Source organism: Evansella sp. AB-P1 (assembly GCF_029688925.1).
Classification (GTDB): domain Bacteria; phylum Bacillota; class Bacilli; order Bacillales; family Salisediminibacteriaceae; genus Evansella.
In genome coordinates this window covers 1-20,819 of the sequence record NZ_JARUKY010000022.1, presented here as the reverse complement: position 1 = coordinate 20,819, position 20,819 = coordinate 1, and the positions used below count along the sequence as shown (strand labels likewise).

Annotated in this window: 15 protein-coding genes and 1 riboswitch; of the genes, 12 read left to right on the top strand and 3 right to left on the bottom strand. The window is 33.3% G+C overall.

The genetic code is table 11. The features are described from left to right. Positions 1-378 precede the first annotated feature (378 nt). The 7 genes from QA612_RS18955 (at position 379) to QA612_RS18925 (ending at position 10,320) form a co-directional block, all read left to right on the top strand. Complete coding sequence (locus tag QA612_RS18955; protein WP_278285400.1) at positions 379-1,503, top strand: TIGR04053 family radical SAM/SPASM domain-containing protein; 1,125 nt, start codon at positions 379-381, stop codon at positions 1,501-1,503. A gap of 664 nt (positions 1,504-2,167) precedes the next feature. Continuing rightward, complete coding sequence (gene ilvA / locus QA612_RS18950) at positions 2,168-3,427, top strand: threonine ammonia-lyase IlvA (protein WP_278285399.1); 1,260 nt, start codon at positions 2,168-2,170, stop codon at positions 3,425-3,427. A 412-nt stretch (positions 3,428-3,839) separates the two neighbouring features. Further along, on the top strand, positions 3,840-6,395 hold the full coding sequence (locus tag QA612_RS18945) for a DEAD/DEAH box helicase (RefSeq protein WP_278285398.1): 2,556 nt from the start codon (positions 3,840-3,842) through the stop codon (positions 6,393-6,395). Between the two features lie 231 nt (positions 6,396-6,626). Further along, positions 6,627-6,836: a DUF2187 family protein gene (locus QA612_RS18940; RefSeq protein ID WP_278285397.1), complete on the top strand. Its 210-nt coding sequence runs from the start codon at positions 6,627-6,629 to the stop codon at positions 6,834-6,836. A gap of 261 nt (positions 6,837-7,097) precedes the next feature. Beyond that, positions 7,098-8,528, top strand: coding sequence for a serine hydrolase (locus tag QA612_RS18935; protein WP_278285396.1), 1,431 nt, complete (start codon positions 7,098-7,100; stop codon positions 8,526-8,528). A 52-nt stretch (positions 8,529-8,580) separates the two neighbouring features. Further along, a complete protein-coding gene (locus tag QA612_RS18930; RefSeq protein ID WP_278285395.1) occupies positions 8,581-9,015 on the top strand; it encodes an MOSC domain-containing protein in 435 nt (144 codons plus the stop codon). Between the two features lie 450 nt (positions 9,016-9,465). Further along, positions 9,466-10,320, top strand: a complete 855-nt coding sequence (locus tag QA612_RS18925) for a CvfB family protein (protein ID WP_278285394.1) — start codon at positions 9,466-9,468, stop codon at positions 10,318-10,320. A gap of 598 nt (positions 10,321-10,918) precedes the next feature. On the opposite strand, the gene QA612_RS18920 is transcribed toward QA612_RS18925, so the two are convergent. Beyond that, positions 10,919-11,404: a DUF456 domain-containing protein gene (locus QA612_RS18920; protein ID WP_278285393.1), complete on the bottom strand. Its 486-nt coding sequence runs from the start codon at positions 11,402-11,404 to the stop codon at positions 10,919-10,921. Between the two features lie 144 nt (positions 11,405-11,548). Continuing rightward, positions 11,549-11,638, top strand: a riboswitch (cyclic di-GMP riboswitch). A gap of 191 nt (positions 11,639-11,829) precedes the next feature. Here QA612_RS18920 and QA612_RS18915 point away from each other — a divergent pair. From QA612_RS18915 to QA612_RS18900, 4 genes are all read left to right on the top strand, one after another. Beyond that, on the top strand, positions 11,830-13,548 hold the full coding sequence (locus QA612_RS18915) for a putative bifunctional diguanylate cyclase/phosphodiesterase (protein ID WP_278285392.1): 1,719 nt from the start codon (positions 11,830-11,832) through the stop codon (positions 13,546-13,548). 480 nt (positions 13,549-14,028) lie between these two features. Then, positions 14,029-14,661, top strand: a complete 633-nt coding sequence (locus QA612_RS18910; protein WP_278285391.1) for a YczE/YyaS/YitT family protein — start codon at positions 14,029-14,031, stop codon at positions 14,659-14,661. Positions 14,662-14,940: 279 nt separating this feature from the next. Then, on the top strand, positions 14,941-15,885 hold the full coding sequence (locus QA612_RS18905; RefSeq protein WP_278285390.1) for a M23 family metallopeptidase: 945 nt from the start codon (positions 14,941-14,943) through the stop codon (positions 15,883-15,885). Positions 15,886-15,912: 27 nt separating this feature from the next. Beyond that, positions 15,913-16,326, top strand: coding sequence for a bactofilin family protein (locus QA612_RS18900; RefSeq protein ID WP_278285389.1), 414 nt, complete (start codon positions 15,913-15,915; stop codon positions 16,324-16,326). Between the two features lie 80 nt (positions 16,327-16,406). On the opposite strand, the gene QA612_RS18895 is transcribed toward QA612_RS18900, so the two are convergent. Together QA612_RS18895 and pepF are read right to left on the bottom strand one after the other, a co-directional pair. Next, entirely contained in the window at positions 16,407-17,462 is a 1,056-nt protein-coding gene (locus QA612_RS18895) for an acyltransferase family protein (RefSeq protein WP_278285388.1), read from the bottom strand. A gap of 276 nt (positions 17,463-17,738) precedes the next feature. After that, positions 17,739-19,526: an oligoendopeptidase F gene (gene pepF / locus QA612_RS18890; RefSeq protein ID WP_278285387.1), complete on the bottom strand. Its 1,788-nt coding sequence runs from the start codon at positions 19,524-19,526 to the stop codon at positions 17,739-17,741. A 287-nt stretch (positions 19,527-19,813) separates the two neighbouring features. Between pepF and QA612_RS18885 the strand changes: the two genes are divergently transcribed. Next, a complete protein-coding gene (locus tag QA612_RS18885; protein WP_278285386.1) occupies positions 19,814-20,653 on the top strand; it encodes an SDR family oxidoreductase in 840 nt (279 codons plus the stop codon). Positions 20,654-20,819: the final 166 nt, after the last annotated feature.

Below are 20,819 nucleotides of genomic sequence, written 5' to 3'. Positions count from 1 at the left end.
TTGTCTAGGTGTCAGGACAATGATGATTTAACCGTTGCCCACAGGACGTGGGCGTTCATAGGTTAAATTGATGCGCCATCACCTCGTGTCAAATAACCTGTCCGCATAAAAAGTAAAAAGCACTTTTAAACGGCCAGAACATTTACATTTGGGGGGAGACAGGATGTCGATATTACGCCGTATAGGCTGTACTTAGGCGGAATTGGTGCGCCTTGCGCTTTTCTAATGACATTAGTGAGTTTGTTGGTATTTTGTGAACATTTAACATTGATATCCTTCATTTGTGATTATTGTCACATCATTCTTTTATTAACAGAGCTAAGCTAAAAGGTATAGGTAGGAAAAGAGTTGTCCTAAATATAAGGAGGGGTAATTGATATGTTTCCTCAAAATTATGATGAAAATCCATTTATTGTGATATGGGAACTTACTCGAGCATGTGAGTTAAAGTGCCTCCATTGCCGAGCTGAAGCGCAATATCGACGTCATCCACAAGAGTTAACGTTTGAAGAAGGAAAAAAGCTTATTGATGACATCTATTCTATGAATAATCCTATGCTCGTATTTACTGGGGGAGACCCACTAATGCGTGAAGATGTTTATGATATTGCTAAATATGCTATCAATAAAGGTGTCCGTGTTTCCATGACACCATCTGCAACGCCAAATGTTACGAAAGAAGCTATGGAAAAAGCAAAGGAAGTAGGATTATCACGTTGGGCTTTTAGTATTGATGGTCCAAACGGAGAAATTCATGACCACTTTCGTGGAACGACAGGCTCATTTGATCTAACGATGAATGCTATTCGCTATTTACATGAATTAGAAATGCCAATTCAAATCAATACAGTAATATCACGCTATAATCATGATCATTTAGATGATATGGCAAAGCTTGTGGAAGAGTTAGATTGTGTTTTGTGGAGTGTCTTTTTCCTTGTCCCAACAGGCCGAGGGCAATTGGAGGATATGATTTCGCCTGCAGAGCACGAAAAGGTATTTCAGTGGCTTTATGATTTATCTAAGAAAGTGTCTTTTGATATTAAAACGACAGCTGCACAGCATTATCGACGTGTCGTTATACAAAATAAAATGAAAGAAAACAGAGTAGAAAAGACAGACGCCATCCAATATAAGGATGCTTTGAAGGAAGGGGCAACGAGTAAAATTGGTGGATTAGGTCGTGCTCCTAAAGGTGTTAATGATGGTAATGGTTTTGTATTTATCTCTCATGTAGGAGATGTGTATCCTAGTGGACTTTTACCTATTAAAGCTGGAAACGTAAAAGAAACACCACTTTCAACCATTTATAGAGAGTCGAAAATCTTTAAGGATTTGAGAAATCCTGATGTTTATAAAGGAAAATGTGGTGTATGTGAATATAAACAAGTTTGCGGTGGTTCTCGTTCTAGAGCATATGCAATTACAGGGGATTATCTAGAGAGTGAACCATATTGTGTATACATTCCAAAAGCCTTAAGAAATAAACGACAAACTATGTAATACAATAGTAAAGGAACTTTAAAATAATATCTTTTTGTGAAAAAAGCTTGGGAAACTTCTGTTTCACCAAGTTTTTTCCAATTTAATGAGACGTGCAAAAGCAGAAAAAATTGATTTGTTCTGGTAAAAAGTCTTTAGATTTCAAATTTCGACTTCCGCATAGAACAGAAGAACTTCCAGATGAGTAATTTTCATCCCCCATGGCGCAATTTCCACTTGGATGGATGTCTACCCTGAAAATAAAACAGTTCATGAGTGGATAGCGGCGACTCCAGTGGGATCAGCACGAGTCCGAAAATCCCCTAGCACTTACTGTGTAAGTGCTAGGTAGTTGAGGCCGTTCCCCACGGTAAAGAAGACACTGTGAAGCATGAACAGATGTCGCACTTATGCCTGTGGTGAAAGCGTCCGCAAGAAACGTATGAACCACCTTGATGTATAATTTTCATCCTCCATGGTGCAAATCTCCACTTGCACGGGCGGTCTACCCTGAAAATATTTTTCAAATGCAATGTATTTATTAAAAACGTAAAATAACTAGATATTTAGACTATTTTTAAAAATGAACGAATTAATATTCATTGTCATGTTTTTAATTCCATTTGTTTATGATAGTATAAATCTAACTATTCATTAGGTAAGGAAGGTAGGAAGGGAAATTAGCATGAATAAAACAGACAATAAAATTCAAATTAAAGATATTATCATCGCCCATCAAGTTTTGAAGGATATCGTTGTTAAAACTCCTTTACAAAAGGATGAAATTTTATCTGATCGATACGGATGCAATGTATTTTTGAAAAGAGAGGACTTGCAGGTAGTTCGTTCCTTTAAAATTAGAGGGGCATACAATGTAATGCAAAGTTTGTCCGATGAACAGCTTCAAAATGGAGTTGTTTGTGCTAGTGCAGGTAACCATGCACAAGGTGTAGCATATTCCTGTAAAGCACTAGGAGTAAAGGGAAGAATTTTTATGCCCAGCACCACACCTAGACAAAAGGTTTCCCGTGTAGAGTTTTTCGGTGGTCCTTTTATAGAAGTTTTTCTCACAGGAGATACCTTTGATGATTCTTATTATGAGGCTGTTGAATTTTGTGATAAACATCAAATGGCTTTTATACATCCATTTGATGATTATTTAACAATTGCTGGTCAAGGAACCATTGGAATGGAAGTGTTAGACAGTATAGATGAACCAATTTCTCACATTTTTATGGGAATTGGTGGAGGTGGCCTCGTTTCAGGGGTAGGTTCTTATATAAAAAGTATTAGTCCGAGTACTAAAGTAATTGGTGTTGAACCTATGGGAGCACCAGCAATGAAAAACTCCATAGCACAAAGTAAAGTAGTGACTTTAGACCAAATTGATAAGTTTGTAGATGGTGCAGCAGTAAAACAGGTAGGAAAAATTACGTATGAAATTGCTAAAGATGTTATTGATGATATTATTCTTGTACCAGAAGGAAAAGTCTGTTCAACTCTACTAGGCTTGTATAATGAAAATGCTATTGTAGCAGAACCAGCAGGAGCATTATCTATTGCTGCATTAGATTTTTATAAGGATGAAATAAAAGGGAAAAATGTTGTTTGTATTGTAAGTGGTGGAAACAATGACATTGATCGAATGCAGGAAATGAAAGAAAGATCATTAATATATGAAGGCTATAAGCACTATTTTATCGTAAACTTCCCTCAGCGTGCAGGAGCATTAAGGGAATTTATGATGGATGTTCTTGGTGAAACAGATGACATTACAAGGTTTGAATATACAAAAAAGAATAACCGTGATAAGGGGCCTGTTCTTGTTGGTATTGAATTAAAATACAAAGAAGATTATCATCCACTTATTGCAAGGATGAACAAAAAAGGTTTTACTTATGTAGAAATTAATAAAGATCAGGACTTATTCAACCTACTAATATAAGTTTGTCTACCCTAAAAATAGACTGGTTCAGGAGTGAAGGGCGACGACTCCAACGGGAAAAGCAATAGCAGAAGACCCGACACTTCGCACGATAGTGCGAAGTGTGGAGGCTGAGGCATTGCCCGCGGTAAAGAAGACACTGTGAAGCATGAACAGATGTCGCACTTATGCCTGTGGTGAAAGCTGTCACCTGCAACGAATGAACACCTTAGTATGAATATTTTCATCCTCCATGGTGCAAATTTTCACTTGCATGGGCAGTCTACCTAAAAATTATAAAAATCCGTTATGAACAAGCTTTTTCATAACGGATTTTTATTTGCTTTCCATCGATTCAATATAAATTTTACAGAAATAGTAAAGGATATTATTATTGACATAATATATTGATTTTTATTGCGAGGGATGCTTCTTGAATAAATTACTTAGTGAAACATATAACAAAGCTATAGAACAGACAAAACGAAAAGTAGTAGAGGATATCCGTCATTATTTGGGAAAAAGAGATAAAAAACCAACGTTTGAAAGTTATCTTTTAGATAGAGGTGAGTACATTGCTCAAATTTGGACGAATATTTGGATAAATAAAGCTACGAATGATACATCTAAAAGAGATAAAAAGGAGTTTCTATTTGATTTGGGTTATGAGGTAGAAGAAATACCTCGAAAACAGCTTAATCAATTTTTTAGAACGGAAATGAAGCATTATTATCCCTTTGATGTGGAAGATTGGTTGAAGAAAAAACGTAAAGATAATGTGAACTATTGGGACGATCTTTATATAAAGGCAAGAAAAGAATATTTAGATAAAGCTGAAAAAATAAAAGTAGCTGAGCAAAAGGGGGAAGTAAAATCTGCTATTTTAAAAGCCAGTAGTGAAAGGTTTTTAGAAAAACAACTTTCGTATTATGTTCAGTTACGATGGATGATAGCTAAGAAAGTAATCACTGACATTAAGAAGGAGAAGTTTCATTCAGTTGATACATACAAACTTGAAGAACAGCTAGTTGTATCTGGGAGTTTCAGTATTGATGAGTATATAACTTTATCTGAATTCATGTATGAATTAACTGGTTCTGTTCATAAAACAGAATATTGGGAATATGAAACATATGGTGATGTTTATGGAAGGATCGTGTCAAACTTCTTACTTGATGATATTACGAACGACATTGTAGAAAATCTATCTCAACACATAAAAAATAGTTATTTGGATTTGTTTCAGGAAGAGTTAAAGGAAGAGGCATTAGTAGAAATAATTGATGAATTCTTATATGAACAACAACTACTTTTTGAAGAGCTGTTAAAAGAGGAGTGTATGGAACATTTACTATCCCTCACAGAAAAGGTATTTGATGTAAATGAACATTTAAAAATATTTGAACGCGACAAATTAGATCGAGAACGAATAAAAGAAGAAGCCATCATTGCTGAAGAACGTAAGCAAAAAGCGGAAGAAAGGATGTTAGAAGATATTTTCGGTCGTGAATATAATCCTCCTCTAGGTAGGAATATTCATTATGTTCTCCATATTGGAGAAACAAACACAGGTAAAACATTTCATGCTCTACAAAGTATGATTGCTGCAAAAAAGGCCATTTACTTAGCTCCACTCCGGTTATTAGCATTAGAGGTCTATGATAAATTAAACCAGGAAGGAATCCCTTGTTCACTGAAAACGGGTGAAGAGGAAAAAGAGGTAGAAGGTGCGAACCATGTTTCCAGTACTGTGGAAATGTTTCATGAAAAGGATTATTATGATGTGATTGTTATTGATGAAGCCCAAATGATTGGGGATAAAGATCGTGGATATTCGTGGTACAAGGCCATTACAAAGGCAAACGGAAAGGAAGTTCATATTATCGGCAGCCGTAGTGTGAAGGAAATGATTCTTCGGCTATTGGGGGATTCTACTGTGACAGTCCATGAATATAGTCGTGATATTCCACTTAAGGTTGAGAGAAAGGAATTTAACCTTAAACAAATAAAGCGAGGAGATGCTCTCGTTTGTTTTTCTAGAAGACGAGTACTTGAAACAGCATCAACGCTAGAAAATAATGGACATCGAACAAGTATGATTTACGGAAGTATGCCTCCTGAAACAAGAAAGAAACAAATTCAACGGTTTATTCTTGGGGAAACGAAAGTAATTGTTTCCACTGATGCAATTGGTATGGGATTAAATTTACCTATCCAACGAATAGTGTTTTTAGAAAATGAAAAGTTTGATGGTACGAGAAGAAGGCGGTTAACATCCCAGGAGGTAAAACAAATTGCTGGACGAGCTGGTCGAAAGGGTATATTTGATGTAGGAAAGGTTGCTTTTACGAAAGATATTAAGTTTATGAAGCACTTATTAGATCAAGATGATAAGTCTGTACAAACTTTTGCAATTGCCCCAACAAATGCTATTTTTGAACGCTTTCAAAAGTATTATCGTGATCTTGGAACATTTTTTGATTTATGGGATCAATTTGAAAGTCCATCTGGAACCAAGAAGGCAACTCTTACTGAGGAACGACAGTTATATGAAATTGTTCGAGGAACAGAGGTAGAACATCGTTTTTCTATGATGGACTTATACGGGTTTCTTCATTTACCATTTTCAAAAAATGAATCACATTTACTCTCGCAATGGGAAAATACAATGTTTGCAATTGTGAGAGGGGAAGAACTTCCAGAGCCTAAAATCAGCACAAATACATTAGAGGAACTGGAGCTTTCCTATCGAATGATTGGTCTCCATTTATTGTTCTTATATCGATTAGGGAAAGGAACGGAAGCGTTGTATTGGGAACGGTTACGGGAAGAAATTAGTGATGGTGTTCATGAATTTTTAAGGACAAAAGTGAAAAAGTTAACGAAGCAATGTAGACGATGTGGAAAAACGTTACAGCTCAATTTTCCTCACTCTATTTGTGATCAATGCCATTTCTTTTATGATCGTCATCCTAAACGATATAGATAATCCAATAGAGAATTAAAATGAATTGTGCGACATAACAGATTTTAGTTTTTTACAAAGTTAATAAATGATATAATATTTAGGTTGCTTACATTTAAAAATATGTGACGAATGATGATTATCCATGTCTCAAATACGAATAATAGGGTAATGAAAATAAAAAGCAATAGGAGTATTAAAAAAGTATAAAGGTTAAAAATACGTACATGTTAATTCTTATGAGGAGTGAATATGATGTCTGAAAATGAAATGAATGAAACGGTTGATGTAAAAGTTGGAGATGTAGTGAAGGTAACGAAAGGTGAAAATAAAGGGGATAACGCAAAAGTTATTGCAGTTTATACGAATTCAGTTGCAGTTGAGTTAAATAAGCTACAGAAAGATGGAACATTAGCAAGGACTGTTCTAAATCATAAGGAATATGAGCTTGATAAGAGTGAATAAATCTTATTAGTATTTTTCTTTAAAAATCGTCCATGGAGGATGGTAAATGAAAAAGGAAACTCGTGATAATACGAGTTTTCTTTTTTAGTTTCGTCACAGTAAATTAATGTGTCACAGGTGATTGGTGAGTTTTGATGTAATTAATGTACATAAACTTGTTCTTTAATGTATAGAAATACTTCTGATGCCATAATGGAAATTATATTAATTTTCATACTATAATAGTTTAATATGAGGTTTATAAAAAAAGGGGTGTTTTTTGTGAAAGAAAGAAATTGGATGGGAAAATTTGATACATATTGTACTTATATTCAACAAAAGTATAGTGTTCCCGGTATCGCAATTGGTTTATCGGACAATGGAAATATTGTTTTAGAAAAAGGTTATGGGTACAGAGATATAAAGGATAAAAAGGAGGTAACCTCTAAAACTATTTTTGGAATTGCTTCTATTACAAAATCATTTACTTGTGCTGGAATTATGCTATTACAAGAAGCGAATAAGTTATCTGTTCAAGATAAAGTTAGAAAATACTTACCAGAATTTCAGCTTCCAGATAAGAATGAGCTGTCTGATGAAGTAACGATACATCATTTAATGACACACACAACAGGTATACCTCCTCTTTCGTCCTTGTCCTATGCAATGAAGCGTTCCATGGATGTAGATGCTTCTGCAGATGACTACCCTGGATTAGCTTTATCTGGAAAAACAGGTGCACCAATCGATACATATAAACAATTGATGATCCATATAAAAAATAGTGATGTAAAATTATTAGGGAGGCCAGGGGAACAATTTAGCTATTCAAATGATTGCTATGCCTTATTAGGAGCAATTATTGCACAGGTTAGTGGACAAACATACGAAGCTTTTATTACAGATAACATATTGAAACCTGCAGGAATGAACAATAGTACGTTTGATTTACATCAAGTAAAACAAGCATCCAATGTCACAGAGCAATATTCTATGTCCGTTTCTAATAGTGGTGATGATAAAGCATATGCAGCACCTGTTTGGTGGGATGCTCCAGCTATGAGGGGAGCAGGATTTTTAAGATCTACAATGGAAGATATGCTTAAGTACGGTGAGATATATCGTACTGGTGGAATGGTAGGTAGTACTAGAATTCTCTCAACAGAAAGTGTCATACAAATGATTCAACCATATGTAAAGTTTGAACCAAATCGATTTTATGGGTACGGACTAATGATTACACCAGATTATCATGGTGGTACTTTAGTTGAGCACGGCGGTAGTTTAAAAGCAATTTCTTCACAACTTAGTGTAATTCCTGAAAAAGGAATAGTGGGGATTACTTTATCTAATTTAGTAGGTGTACCAGCCTTCGATTTAATGAATGGAGTTATTAATGGTGTATTAGGACTACCTATTGAAACTCCGTTTAAAACGTTTAATGTTGAAGATAATGTTGATGAAGAAGAGTTAGAGCAATATATTGGTACATATTGTTCCGAAGAAGGTGCTAATTTAACAATCGACATGGATGAAACAGGATTGAATTTGACTCAGCAAGAAAAATCATTTCCCTTAAAACATATAAAAGAATCATTATTTACTATTAAAATGAAGGAGTCTGAAGCACCAGTACGGTTTTTGTTTGCTGAAGAAGGTGAGGTTCGAGGTATTTCTATGGGATTAAGGCAAATACCTAAAGTAACATCATAGTATATTATTAAAAGAATAAGAATTTCTTTTTCTTGTAGAGAGGAGTTTTGTCATGGCAGGTCAATTAAAATCTATCTGGATTAAACGTATGAAAAATGGTCCAATGGATGCTGTGGAAGAAGCATCATTATTAGCAAATAAAGGTCTCGTGAACAATGCAGATCAAGGTGGAAAGAGACAAGTGACTATTATTGAAGAAGAAGCATGGAGTGTTTTAATGGATGAACTCCATGCTTCATTAAATCCGTCTATCCGTCGAGCAAATATAATGGTTTCTGGTATTAATTTATATGAAAGTAGAGGGGAAATCATTAAAATAGGCCCATGTAAAATTAAAATCTACGGAGAAACTAAACCTTGTGAACGGATGGAAGAGGCATTACCTGGATTAAAGGATGCAATGAATTACCAATGGCGTGGTGGTGTATACGGAATTGTATTAAATGACGGAAAAATTAAACTAGGAGATGAAGTAACCATTTCTTAGTTACGTGAGGCAATTTCATAATTCACTATTTCATTCTAAAACACGAACTGGGCACGGCTTCAACTCCACACTAGACATTTTATAACAGCTAAAGCATATGGTCCTGTCTCTTCCTCTATAATCGAAAAAATATTCGTCTTTTTCAACAATTTATTAATTATGAAATTCATTCAAGTATAATATTTAATATTTTTATATTATTGGCGTTTTTCATTCATAGGTGGAAGTTATTTTTGAATTTTTCTTTTGAAAAGAGAACCTTCTCACTACAGAGCAGGTTCTTCTTTATGAGATAAAATGAAATTCACAAAAGGGTTTACCAGTCAGGGCGATGAGGGTTCATCGCATTGCGCTTTTCTTATTTATGATGATTTTCATCTTAATAGAAAATAGGATATAATGAAAAACGTTATAATAGTAGATGAATACATATATTTAGGTGGGATAACAATGAATGAATTAAAAGCAGGAACGATTGAAACATTAACTGTCTTAAGGAAAATTGAAACGGGATATGTGTTAACAAATGGAAATACGGAAGTTTTGCTTCATTTAAACGAAGCTGATGGTGACCTAGATGTAGATCAAGAAGTAGACGTATTTTTATATCAAGATAAAAAAGGCCAGTTAATTGCAACGATGGCATTACCTAATGAATACCTATATACATATGACTGGGCAGAAGTTGTTGACTCAGTAAAAAATCTTGGAGTTTTTGTTGATGTTGGTATACAGAAAGAGATTTTAGTTTCAAAGGATGATTTACCACTTCTTGAAGGTGTTTGGCCACAACCAGGCGATGAGCTTTTTGTTACGTTAGAAACGGATAGGAAAGGCAGGTTATTAGCCAAACCTGTCACGGAGGAGATTATTGAACAGGAGAGAGATAGAGCAACGAACTCAATGGAGAACCGTGACGTGAGTGGGCGCATCTATCGTTCTACGAAGGTAGGTTCTTTTATTATTACTGAAGAGGGCTTTCGAGGATTTATCCATCATTCGGAACGTAAAGAAGAGCCGCGACTTGGTGAATGGGTAAAGGGGCGTGTAATTGAGGTGAAAGATGATGGGACATTAAACGTCTCTTTACGGCTACTAAAATTGCAGAGTAGAGATGCAGATGCAGATTCGATAATAGAATACTTAGAGAAGAATAATGGAACAATGTTTCTAACTGACAAAAGTAGTCCAGAAGAAATTAGAGAAACTCTTCAATTAAGTAAAGCAGCATTTAAACGTGCAATAGGAAAACTTTTGAAGGAAGGGAAAATTGAACAAAGAGATGGAAATACGTATTTAAAGTAATTCCTACCTTGAAAACAGCCAGACGGTTATCATTCGTTACAGTGTCGTCTTTACCGCGGATGAGCTGTCGCCAGTAACGGATGAACCTCCCTTTAAGAATATTTTTATCCTCCATGGTGTAAGTTTACTTGCATGAGAGGTCTACCCTGAAAATAAGCGTTAGTTCAGTAGTGAAGGGTGACAACTCCAGCGACGAGCATATGCTTCACGAATAAGCTTCGAGTTGTCTCGACGCATACAACATCAGAGCAACACTTGCAGAGGCAGAGACAGGACAATATACTTTAGCAGTATACAAAATGTATAGTGTGGAGGCTGAGGCATTGCCCGGAGCTAGGATGGCGACATTACGTCGTTGACTACAGGACGTAGGCGGTACTTAGGTGTAATTGGAGGATGGCAGTATTATGCCGTTGCCCACAGGACGTGGGCTGCCCTTAGGCATAATTGTTCCGCATGTAACGGATGAACTATCTTTATAGGTACATTCAATATAGCTTAAAAACTGGATGTGAAAAGGAGACTGGTGTAGTGAAATGAAGCAACCCATTCTCCCTAATACTTAATTGGTATACGTAAATTGGTAGCATGCGTTCTGCTATTTTAGAAAAACATTTATTAAAAAAATTCCAATCATAATAAGCTGAATGAAACCTTTTGCAAATGTACTACTAAAAAAAGCAAGTATAGTGCCAATGGCTATTTTTGCGGATTCATTGAATGTTTTCTTTTGGACTAATTCAACGAGAAGAACGATGATGAAAGGTACAAGTAGTATTCCGAATGGAGGAATAACGAAGCAGCCAATAACAATTCCAATTGTAGCAGCACGTACTCCCCAAACAGACCCTCCTGACCTCTTTACAAATAGGAAACTAGCTAAAATATCAATTCCAAATAGTAAGATTGTGAAAAACAGAAAAGATCCCCAAGTCCACCAAGTTAATACTTCCGAATCAATGAAAAAATGAAAAACTAAACCTCCAGCCCATATTAATAAAACTCCAGGAATAATAGGGTATATTAAACCTACAAAGCTTAGGATGAAAGCCGAAATGATTATAATCCAAATGACCCAGTCCAAAATGAATCCCCTCCAGCCCTTATTCGCTAGAGTAATACTAACATAAATATTACTACATATGCTTAATTAAACTGTTGAATTATTCGTTACAATTGAATAAAATGAGTATAGTAAGATAGTCACAATCGATAGAACCATTACATAGCTGTTAAAAGGCAAACTTATTGAAAAATAAGGACGTAAAGTCAAAGGCCTAAAAATCGTTTAATAGTATTATGGTAACCGGTTGCACTAGAAAGATTTTAACCATTTTACATTGGTGTAAATTAGGTTTTTCTTTTTGACAAAGAATAACAACGTTTTCATTTAATATTTGTATACAAAATATGCATTAAACAAAGAACAGAAGTGAAGTTTTATTTCAAAACGGAATAATGTAAGCCTTTTCAATTTTGTGTTATAGCTACATGGGGGGAGAGGTGTGAGTGACCTCATTAAAGAATAAAATAGATTATAAAAATAAAGAACGAATTTTTAATACAGTAAAAGAAATTTCTACAGAAGGTATCATTGTTACCGATAAAGATGTAAATATAATGTCTGTAAATCCAGCCTTTTCAGCAATCACTGGTTACTCAACGGAGGATGTAATAGGAGAAAATCCGCGTATCTTTGCGTCTGGCGTACATAATAGTGATTTTTATGCGACAATGTGGTCATCAATACACGAACATGGTATGTGGGAAGGTGAAATTTGGAATAAAACAAAGTCTGGAGATATTTTTCCTGAACGTTTAAAAATAAGGCGAGTTGTAAATGAAGTAGGAGAGACGGAAAATTATATTGGCATATTTACTGACATATCCAAAATTAAGGAAACCGAAAGTCATATAAATTATATTTCTAACTTCGATTTACTTACAAATTTACCTAACCGATATCTTTTTGAAAAGAAATTAAAGGAACACATTAACCAAAATAATCATAATAAATTAATTGGGCTCCTACACATTAATTTTGATCGATTTAAAATAATTAATGAATCATTTGGACATGCTGTAGGTGATTTTTTTCTACAGGAATTAGGAAGTAGATTAGAAAGTATTTTAGGGGAAGAGGATATACTTGCAAGATTTACGGGGGATGAATTCACTATTTTACTTTCAACTGTTTATAAAGCGGAAGAAGTGGAAAACCGAGCCAAAAAAATATTTCAATTACTAAACACGCCATTAAAGTATAAAGAGGTAGAAGTGTATGTAACAGCAAGTATTGGTGCTTGTGTTTATCCGAATCATGGGAATGATGATGAAACATTAATAAAAAATGCAGACATTGCAATGGCGAAGGCTAAGGAACATGATGGGAATACATTTCAATTTTTTAAAGCCAGTTTAGAAAAGGAAATGTCTAGAGAATTTACTATTGAAACTTACCTTAGAAATTCATTAATTTTTGATGAGTTTTCCATTCACTATCAACCACAAATTGATATTCATTCTAATAAAATAATTGGAGTAGAAGCGTTATTAAGATGGAAGCATCCTATTTTAGGTCATGTTTCTCCAATGGAATTTATACCAATTGCAGAACGAACAGGACTTATTATTAAAATTGGACACTGGGTCATTGAAGAAGTATGTAAGCAAATAGTAGATTGGAAAAATAGAGGTCTTCCTCCTATTAAAGTAGCAATTAATTGTTCTCCAAAACAGTTTTTCCATCCAGCATTAATAGAAAATTTATCGAAAATAATTGAACGATTAGAGATTAGTCCTGAACTTATTGAACTTGAAATTACAGAAAGTGTTAGTATGCATGATGGTAACAGAATATTGAACACATTGAGAAAGTTAAAAAGGATTGGAATTCAGGTCTCCATAGATGATTTTGGTAGAGGCCATTCTTCATTAAGCTATATTAAAAGCTTCCCTTTAAATACAATAAAAATTGATAAATTATTTGTTCAAGATATTAATGATGAAGGGAACAGAGTGATAATCAAAACGATTATTGAAATGAGTCATGGATTAGGCTTAAAAGTGATTGCCGAAGGAGTAGAAAGCTTAATGGAGCTACAATATTTAAAAAAGCAAGGTTGCGATATAGCTCAAGGGTATCTATATTCAAAACCATTGACTGTAAATCAACTAACAGTTTTATTTAATGACTGCAAATATAATGGCAGCTATTACATAAGCTAAGTGAAGGAGAAAGTAAGTATAGTATTTGTTCTGTCTATTACAATTATAGGATCAATTGCCATGAAAGTGTCTCTATAGATCTATAGAGACATTTTTTATTTGTTTAGGAAATTATAAAATTTTTCCTAATGTGGATAACTTGTCAAAACAGCGGCTAGCTCCAGGCGTCATCTGATTCTCTCGCCGGAATCAGGACGATGAAATTACACCGTTGCCCACAGGACGTGGGCGTTACTTAGGTGGAATTGAGGCACCATGCGCTTTTGTTCTATTTATACCGTCATTAGAGGCTACTGAATAAATAGCGAACACTTGGGTGGCAAGGAGATACTAACTAATCTAATGTACGACTTACACATGCTAGATAAATAATTTTTTATAAAAAACTTTTGTAAATTCAATAGTGTGCTATTCTATAGGAAGTGATTTTTTTACAAAACACCTATTATTATTATTATTTTTTAGACTAGGAGATTTTTAATGAAACAGCATATTCTTCGATATTTCATATATTGCTTAGGATTTCTTATTTTGGCCCTAGGTTTAACTTTAACAATTAAGGCAAATCTAGGAACAGGACCGTGGCCAGCCCTAAACGTAGGATTAGCTAGTTCCTTTGGCTTAACTGTAGGTAGTTGGACATTTATTGTTGGTATTGTTCTAATACTCATAAACTCAATATTAATAAAGGAACTACCATCATTCTTATCGATCATTCCAATTTTTATATTAGGGATATTTCTTGATTTTTGGTTGTTAATTGTTTTTAATAATATTACTATTCAGACGCTTATGTTCCAATTTGGATTGTTATTAGTAGGTATTATGTTAATTGCTATTGGAGTATCCTTATATATTCAAACGAAATTACCCCTTAATCCCATTGATGGATTTATGCTTGCTGTTCAAAAACGATTTCAAGTGAGCATGAGAAAAGGGAAAACAATAACAGAGTTAGTTGCATTATTCTTTGCTATTTTATTTTCGGGACCTATTGGAATAGGGACAATTTTCGTTGCTTTATTGATCGGACCAACGGTGCAATACTTTTTTAATGTAATGGAAACACTTGTAAAACCAGTAATTACAGAAAAATCTAAAGATGCAGCATAATAAGGCTTTACCTATTAGGTTAAATAGAGTTTCTGTTAGAATAAATGGATAAAATGGGTGATTCGTTCACTTTAATTAACTCCTTATTTAATAAGGGGTTTTTTTAATAGGTTTATTAATTAAATAAAAATTTTATCTTTTAATATACAAACATTTTAGCTAGAATTAAAGTTAATTAGATTCTGTCGGTAAATGTTCTATAAAAAAGAACAATGTTAATATATGTTGAATTCCATGTTGAGAAGGGAGGAATACCCCCTATATGGAGGGGGAATATCTGTGAGGAAAAAACGAACTAAGCCTAATTCATGGTCAGTGATTCTTTCGTCTGGTGCAAATGAACCAGTGAAGCAATTTCGTCTTTCGAAAATATTGTTTTATTCTAGTACAATCTTTGTCTTTCTTCTTATTATATCAGTAGCTAGTTTAACCTACTTCATAAATGAATTAAGTACGGATCAAAAAGGCTTGTATGTAGAATTGGAAAAAAGAGATATGAAAATAGAAGAGGTTAAAAGTGAATATGTAAGTTTACAAGAAGAAGCTCTTGCTGTTCAACGTTCCATAGAAGAATTTAGAGCATTTGAGGAACGGTTAAATCAAATAGACTTACAAGTACCTAGTGACTTAGAAGAAGTAGCTCTCGATGGTTTAGGTGGAACAGAACTACCTGAAAAAACTATTGCTGAAAACGAAGAAAATATTTCTGCTAGTTTAAGAGTCATGAGAGAGAAATTACCTCAAATGATCCGTGATTTTGAAGATACAGTAGAACGATTATTAGCCTATGAAGAGGAATTAAGGACCATTCCTACAATAATGCCTGCAGCGGAAGGGCGTATTACATCTGAATTTGGAAATCGAACGGACCCAATTTCTTGGGATTCATCGTTTCATTCTGGTATTGATATAGCAGCTCCGTTGAATACACCAATTTATTCAACTGCAGATGGAGAAGTGATTGCAGCAGGACGTGATGGAGGGTACGGTCTGAGAATTATTATTGAACATGGTGATACATATGAAACCCTTTATGCCCACTTAAATTACATTGATGTAGAGGTAGGAGATAAAGTGAAAAAGGGTGATAAGATAGGTGGTATGGGAACAACAGGAAGAAGTACTGGTGTCCATGTTCATTATGAGGTTCGAAGGAACGGAGAATTAATTAACCCTTATTTATATATGACATTTCACGAAACAGACAAGGGAGATGAAAAATAACTTTTAGTGGAGGAAGTGGATAGATATATGTTTGCTAAACAAAAAGATAAAAAGTTAAATGAAATAACCACTATCATTGGGTCTGGAACTACAATTAAGGGACAACTTCATATTGAATCTAGCATTCGTATAGATGGAAAAGTTTTTGGTGAGGTAAAGTGCTTAGGTGATGTAACAATTGGTAAAGAGGGATATGTAGAAAATGCACTTTCTGCTCGTAATTTATTTATTGCAGGGACAATGAAAGGGAATGCAAATATAGAAAACAAAATTCATATTTATGAAACAGGTTTTTTAGATGGATCTGCTGAAATGCAAACAATTGTAATTGATGAAAAAGGCCATTTTAATGGGAAGAGCATGATGAAAGGCAATAAAGACATGTCTATTAAAGGGAATATTGTTGATATTGAACAAGAGAAATCGAAGGAAGAAAAATGAAGGAATAGTAAAAAACATCTGGAATTATTCAGATGTTTTTTACTATCATTAATTGTATTAAAATATCACATCAGTCTTCCCTAGTTCTTTACTTTATTAGGAGGCAAATTTAATGTTTTTCCAATTAGGTATTGACTAAACGTAAAACGACTGAGGACAATTGAAACGATGATTGACCCTATAATACAATAGAAATATGCCAAAAGAAAATAAAGGAATGGGTGCAAAAAACTAATTGGTTGCAAATAATACAGGAATATTTTATGTAACAAGTAAATATGGAATGAATATTTACTAATAAATAGTATTACTTTAGGTATTTCCTTAAACTTTGCTACGATGGAAATGATAACAAAAATAATGCTCACAGTATACAGAATCATATCCACTCTTTTTGAAGATACAATGATCAATATATCTTTTCTCACTAAAATAACAATAATGATAAGAAATAAGATAGGGAGAAGTGGTAATATTTTTTTATATTTAATTAATGTACCTTTTAGTTTTTCAAAATGCCTACCACAATAAAAGCCTAAACAAAAATAAAAAAACCAACCTAAAAACGGGACCCAATATCCTGTTTTCCAAATTTGTTCTCCAAATGGAATGTTCATTGGTTCAGTAAAATTAAAGTAAGCAAGGTATAAACCGTTAATAATAAATGAAACCAACAAAACAGGTTTCGGTGATAAATTATTTAACATTTGATTTAAAAATGCGTGAAGAACATAAAATTGAAAAATAATTAATATAAAATAGCCGAAAAAACCACCAAAGAAAATGTTTAGAAATATTTGATTTAATGCTTCTGTCATGGAATCTGTCGTAATAAATCCAAAGATTAGTGCCATAAAGAAAAAAGGAAGCAATAAAAATTTTATTCTTTTAATAAAAAAATCTTTTGGAATACCATTTGGATAAGCGTGAGCAAGTATAAGTTCGGAAATAAATACAAAAGTAGGTGTACCAAAAAAAACCATGAAACGAATAAAAATTAATACATATTCAACAAATTGAGTAGTAGAATCCTCATAATTTGTAAGTGTTGTATTAACAGCGTGTGAAGTAACTACTGCGAGACAAGAAATGGCTCTAAGCCAATAAGCCTCATGAATAAATCTTTTTTTGTCCATTCCTTCACATCCTAAACATAATCTAATACGAGAAAAGTTCATGAATACAATTTTCTAATATAAATTATGTCTTTAAGGGGGAAAAGAAATACTTTCAAATAAAAAAATACAGAACTTTAAATATTACCTCTATGTATATTGGATGATACAAAAATAGAATGATGAAGGGAAAATCACTTCATCATTCTAAAGTTTCAATGGATGTTATATTAATTTGCAGATTTTCGTAAAAAGAAAGGCCATGTAGGGTGTTAGCCGTCTTTAAACATAGGTGTATCAGAAGCTAGAGAATTGTTCAACAAGTTGAGAAAATGATTTTAACGCATTTTCGATTGGTTCTTGTGAAGTTAAATCTACACCTGTTTTCTTTAATAGTTCTAATGGGTAGTCTGAGCTCCCACTTTTTAAAAACGTAAGATAAGACGTTATAGTTTCTTTTTCTCCATCTAAGAGCTTGTTTGCGATTTGTATAGCAGCAGCAAAGCCAGTAGCGTATTTATAGACATAAAAAGGTCGATAAAAATGAGGTATTCTAGACCAACCGTATTTCACTTCTTCGTCAAATACTAGTGCATCCCCATGATATTCTCGAAATAATAATTCATAAGTTTTGTTAAATACATCTCCGTTAATAGGCTCTCCTTTTTCAACCATTTCGTGTGTTTTCTTTTCGAATTCAGAAAACATTACTTGAGTAAAAAAAGTTCCTTTGAATTTATCAATAAAATGATTAACTAAATGCCTCTGTACTTTTTTCTTCGTTGAGTTTTTTATCAAATAATTAATCAATAATACTTCATTTACAGTAGAAGCTACTTCAGCAACAAAAATAGTATAGTTAGCAGTAATTTGAGGCTGATGCCTGTTAGAGTAATAACTGTGCATAGCATGACCCATTTCATGTGTTAAAGTAAATAAACTATCTAAATCGTCTTGGTGGTTTAATAGAACGAAAGGGTGAACACCGAAAAGTCCTAAGTTATAGGCACCAGAACGTTTTCCAGGTGTTTCTCTTACATCTATATATCGTTTTTCTTTAAACGAATGTAATGTATCAACATATTCTTTACCTAGAGGTTGTAACGCTTGAAGCATAGTATCGTAAGCATCATCGTAAGGAATAGATTGTTTGACTCCTTTAACGAGAGGGACATTTAAATCGAATTGTCTTAGTTCATCAACTCCTAATATTTTCTTTCTTAATTTTGTATATTCATGATAGGGTTGTATATTTTTTTTCGTTGATTCAATTAAATTATGATAAACATTTAAAGGTATGTTGTCAGCAAATAAAGATTTTTCTAGTGCTGAAGGATAGTTACGAATTCTTGAAATTAAAACATTGTTTTTAATGGCAGCAGATAAAGTGGAGGCAATGGAATTATTTAGTTGTACATAAGGTTTATAGTATGCTTTGTAGGCTTCTTTTCGTTTATCTCTATTTTCATCTTCAATTAACTTCGAATACATTCCTCTTGTAAGTTCTACTTTTTGTCCTTCATCTGTCGTTACTTCTCCAAATTTAATATCCGCATTATTTATCATGCCAAATGTTTTACTTGGTGACGCTAAAGCTTCTCCCATTTGTGAAAGAACTTCTTCCTTTTCCTTTAATAACACATGTGGTTTGAAACGATAGGCTTCAAACAAATCATCTTCAAAATACGTTAGTTTTTCTGCACTTAATATATACTCTTTTAACGTGCTCTCCTTTAAACTTAATAAGAACGGCATAAAAAAAGCTGTTGCTGAGCTTACTTTAACACTTAATTGTGAGGCTCGATCTAATAAGGACTGAGCTTCTGAATCTCGAGTATCTACATCTACATGCAACATTGCATAAACATAAACTTTTTTAAATATGTAATGAAGTTCTTCCTTTTGTTTTAAAAAAAGATACAAGTCATTACCATTGTTTATATTATCTTCGTAGTTTTTTAACTTTTCAGCTAATTTCTCCACTTCATGATAATTATTTTCCCATTCAGATACCGAATTAAAAATATCCTCTAAATTCCATTTCTCATTACTAGGTATTTCTTGTCGTGAAGTATATGTATTCACTATCAATCACCCCATATCATTAGTATTCTTTTTACCAAGTCCTTAGCTTTAATTATACTATTTCATAAACCTTTCATATATGTTTGGTAAAATGTGTTCACCTTATGATAGAAGAACAGCTTAAGTTATTTTAAGAAAATGTACAATAAAAAGAAAGGTGTGGTCAAAATTGATAAGGTTGAGTAACTGTTAGGATTAGGACAGGAATAGAATATTTAATAATAATTAAAGTAACGGTATTATATATGTAAGAACAAAATTAAAGAAGAATTTTCTAAGGGGATAGCATGAATAAAAAAATTGTTTTTATTACTGGTACGAGTAGTGGCTTCGGATCTTTAACAACATTACAACTAGCAAAAGAAGGGTATTATGTTATAGCTACAATGAGGAACATATCTAAGAAATCATCATTGTTAAAAAAAGCGAATGAATTAAATGTAGAAAATAATATTGAAGTGATGCAACTAGATGTTACGAATCAAGATCAGATTAATAAAAGTGTGGAAAAAGTAATAGATCGTTTTGGCAAAATTGATATTTTGATTAATAACGCTGGTTATTGTTTAGGTGGAATAAGTGAATGTATACCAGTTTCTGATTGGAGGGATCAATTTGAAACTAATTTCTTTAGCATTGTAGCATTAACAAATACTATTTTACCTATCATGAGAGAAAGAAGAGATGGAAAAATAATAAATATTGGAAGTATTAGTGGGAGACTTGGGTTACCTGGGCTAGGGCCATATGCCTCTTCAAAATTTGCATTAGAGGGGTATTGTGAATCATTACGATTTGAGGTAATGCCTTTTCAAATAAGTGTAAGTTTAGTTGAAGCGGGCTCCTATAAAACAAATATATGGGAAAAGGGTTTACAAAATATTAATCGGGTAAATAGTATAAAGGAGTACAATGATTATATAAATTCTCTCTATAATAATGCAAAAAAAACAGCTCAACAAGCGGCTGACCCAATGGAAGTTATTCAAACAATAATAAAAATATGTAGGTCGGAAAAACCAAAATTCCGTTATCCAGTTGGAAAAGGAGTTAAAGCGACACTCCTTTTAAAAAGTATACTTCCATTTAGCTTCATAGAATGGATAATTAAAAAAAGAATAAAATAAATTATTAATAAATTATTAATTTAATGGTGAAGCAAAAAAATGCCCTTAAGTAACTTTAGTAATTGTAAGTAAAGTGAAGTTATAATTGTTATGGATTTCTTTTGTAGATCTTCCGATTTGCAAGCGTTAATTTCCTAATAGTTAGAGTAAAATGTTTGTGGGTGGA

Excerpts from the sequence above, each read along its gene's own strand:
- QA612_RS18955 (WP_278285400.1), top strand. The coding sequence starts at position 379 with ATGTTTCCTCAAAATTATGATGAAAATCCATTTATTGTGATATGGGAA.
- ilvA (WP_278285399.1), top strand. The coding sequence starts at position 2,168 with ATGAATAAAACAGACAATAAAATTCAAATTAAAGATATTATCATCGCC.
- QA612_RS18940 (WP_278285397.1), top strand. The coding sequence starts at position 6,627 with ATGTCTGAAAATGAAATGAATGAAACGGTTGATGTAAAAGTTGGAGAT.
- QA612_RS18930 (WP_278285395.1), top strand. The coding sequence starts at position 8,581 with ATGGCAGGTCAATTAAAATCTATCTGGATTAAACGTATGAAAAATGGT.
- QA612_RS18925 (WP_278285394.1), top strand. The coding sequence starts at position 9,466 with ATGAATGAATTAAAAGCAGGAACGATTGAAACATTAACTGTCTTAAGG.
- QA612_RS18910 (WP_278285391.1), top strand. The coding sequence starts at position 14,029 with ATGAAACAGCATATTCTTCGATATTTCATATATTGCTTAGGATTTCTT.
- QA612_RS18900 (WP_278285389.1), top strand. The coding sequence starts at position 15,913 with ATGTTTGCTAAACAAAAAGATAAAAAGTTAAATGAAATAACCACTATC.
- QA612_RS18895 (WP_278285388.1), bottom strand. The coding sequence starts at position 17,462 with ATGGACAAAAAAAGATTTATTCATGAGGCTTATTGGCTTAGAGCCATT.
- QA612_RS18885 (WP_278285386.1), top strand. The coding sequence starts at position 19,814 with ATGAATAAAAAAATTGTTTTTATTACTGGTACGAGTAGTGGCTTCGGA.